The organism is Curtobacterium sp. B18 (assembly GCF_000333375.1).
Taxonomy (GTDB): domain Bacteria; phylum Actinomycetota; class Actinomycetes; order Actinomycetales; family Microbacteriaceae; genus Curtobacterium.
On the sequence record NZ_BACZ01000552.1, the window covers coordinates 1 to 2,570 of the forward strand.

General features: G+C 72.5%; 2 protein-coding genes and 1 pseudogene. All 3 read right to left on the reverse strand.

The genetic code is table 11. The annotated features are described in order from the left end of the window. On the reverse strand, positions 1 to 185 hold a 185-nt coding region (locus tag I5E_RS23765; RefSeq protein WP_305791146.1), incomplete at its 3' end, for a non-canonical purine NTP pyrophosphatase. Between the two features lie 178 nt (positions 186 to 363). Beyond that, positions 364 to 1,560 (reverse strand): annotated as a pseudogene (locus tag I5E_RS15065) (peroxidase family protein); the annotation flags it as partial. A 167-nt stretch (positions 1,561 to 1,727) separates the two neighbouring features. Next, on the reverse strand, positions 1,728 to 2,570 hold an 843-nt coding region (locus I5E_RS15070; RefSeq protein ID WP_022907713.1), incomplete at its 5' end, for an FAD:protein FMN transferase.

Genomic DNA, 2,570 nt, shown 5'->3' on the forward strand with positions numbered 1-2,570 from the left:
CGCGTGAGCTCCGCCGACGANCCGTCGGAGTCGTCGGACCGAACANCCGGGTCGTACCCGTGCCCGCCGGTCCCGGTCGGCTCGGTCAGCACCTCGCCGTTCCACACCGCCTCGACCACGTGCTCCTCGCCTTCGGGCGTGACGAACGCCGCCGCGCAGACGAAGGCCGCGGTCCGCTCCAGCACGCCCTCGAGGTTCCGCAGCAGCAGCGCGATGTGGGAGCGGGTCCTGCCAGAGCAGCTCGTCCTCGATCGTCACCTCGGGGCCGAGGTAGCGGTGCTTCGGCCCCATGTCGCGGTGCGTCAGCTTGTACCAGGCCTTCGAGAACGCGGTCGTGAAGAGGTCGAAGTCGGCGAGGAAGCGCTCGCAGACCTTCCGGTACTCCGGGTCGACCTTGAGGGCGATGTCCGAGGTCATCATCATGAGCGGGTGCTCCTGCCCGGCGACGTGCGCGTCGGGCGTCTTCGGCGCGTCGGGGTCTTTCGGCGTCCACTGCAGGGCGCCCGCCGGGCTCCGGGTCTGCTCCCACTCGTGGCCGAACAGGTTCTCCAGGTAGCTGTTGTCCCAGCGCGTCGGGTCCTGCGTCCAGCTGCCCTCGATGCCGTTCGTCGACGTGAACTCGGCGTTGCCGGTCCCGCGCGGGTTGTGCCAGCCGAGGCCCATCGACTCGATGGGCGCGAGCTCGGGCGACGGGCCGATCTCTGTCGCCGGGACCTGCCCGTGGCTCTTGCCGAACGCGTGGCCGCCCGCGATGAGCGCCACGGTCTCCTCGTCGTTCATCGCCATGCGGGTGAAGGTGGTGCGGATGTCGCGTGCGGACCCGAGCGGGTCGCCGTTCGCGTACGGGCCCTCGGGGTTCACGTAGATGAGCGCCTGGTGCGAGGCCGCGAGCGGGCTCTGCAGGTCGTAGTCGGCGTCGCCGTTCTCGCCGTGCCACCGCTCGTCGCGCGAGACCATCTCGTCCATGCTGTGCACGTCGTGCGGGTTCCACACCTCGGGGCCCCACCACGTGCCGTCGTCCGGCTCCCAGGCGTCGAGCCGGCCGCCGCCGAAGCCGTACGTCGGCAGGCCCATGAGCTCGAGCGAGCAGTTGCCGGTCAGGACCATGAGGTCGGCCCAGGACAGCGCGTTGCCGTACTTGTGCTTGATCGGCTGTAGCAGGCGTCGGGACTTGTCGGTGTTGCCGTTGTCCCACCAGCTCCCGATCGGCGCGAACCGCTGCATCGCGGTCCCGGCGCCACCACGACCGTCGGCGATCCGGTACGTGCCGGCTGCGTGCCAGGCCATCCGGATCATCTGCGGGCCGTAGTTGCCGTAGTCGGCCGGCCACCAGTCGACGCTCGTCGTGAGCAGCGATTTGATGTCGCGCTTCAGCTCCTCGAGGTCGATCGTGGCGAACGCCGCCGCGTAGTCGAAGTCGGCCCCCAGCGGGTCGGCGTCGACGCCGTTCCGGTGCAGCAGCTCGACGCGGAGCCGCTGGGGGTACCAGTGCTCGAGCGTCGGCGCCTGGCCGAAGGCCCCACCGAGGTGGTCGCCGCCGGCCGGCAGGGATCCCCCCATGTGGTACGTGCAGGTGTCGGTTCCGTCAGTGCTCACTGCTGCTCCTCATCGCGCGGTGGACGCACCGGCCCCCGTCGGCGGTGCGTGCCCGCCACGATGCGCTCGCCGCCTGGGAGATGCCGAACCGGGGTGCGCTTCGCGATTCGAATCCTCGAACGAACCGCCCGTCACGGCGCGGTGGTGGTCGGCTCGGTGCCGGTCGGCGCGGTGGCGGTCGGCTCGGTGCCGGTCGGCGCGGTGGCGGTCGGCTCGGTGCTGGTCGGCGCGGTGGCGGTCGGCTCGGTGCTGGTCGGCTCGGTGGCGGTCGGCTGCTCCGCGCCGTGGACCGCACGCCGGGCGCCCGGTGTGGCCCAGACCCGACCGTCGGCGCCGAACGCCAGCACGTCGACGCCGCCGTCGCTCGTCACCCGGCGGAGGTCGTCCTCGTCCCCCGCGACGATCGCGGTCGCGAGGACGTCCGCGGTGACGATGTCGTCGGCGACGACGGTCGCCTGGACGAACGTCGTGGCGGTCCGACGCCAGATGTGCTCGCCGCGCTCGGCGGTCCCCGAGGTCGCCACGGCCCGACGGGGTGCGTCGAGCCGGATGACGCCGACGACGGTGTCACGGTGCGCCGGGTCGACGACGCCGACGCTCCAGGGCTCGTCGCCCCGGTGGTGACCGCGGACGAGCACGTCGCCGCCGGCACTGATCATCCAGTCGGCACAGCCGGCTGCGTCGAGGACGTCCCCGGCGCCGCGGATCGCGAGGGCCTTGACGACCCCGGACAGGTCGATGACGCCGTCCGGTCGGTGCGGGGTGAACGCTCCCCCGGTCCGCTCCCGCCACTCGAGCGCGAGGGCGTAGACGTCCCGCACCTCGGCGGGTGCGTCGGCGAGGCGGAGCGACCCCGCCGCGATCCGACTGAGCACCGACGACGGGTCGTAGAGGCTGTACCGGTGGTCGTGGCCGGCGAACACCGCACGGACCTCGGACGCGGCCTCCGGGGTGGCGCCGCGGAGACTCACGAC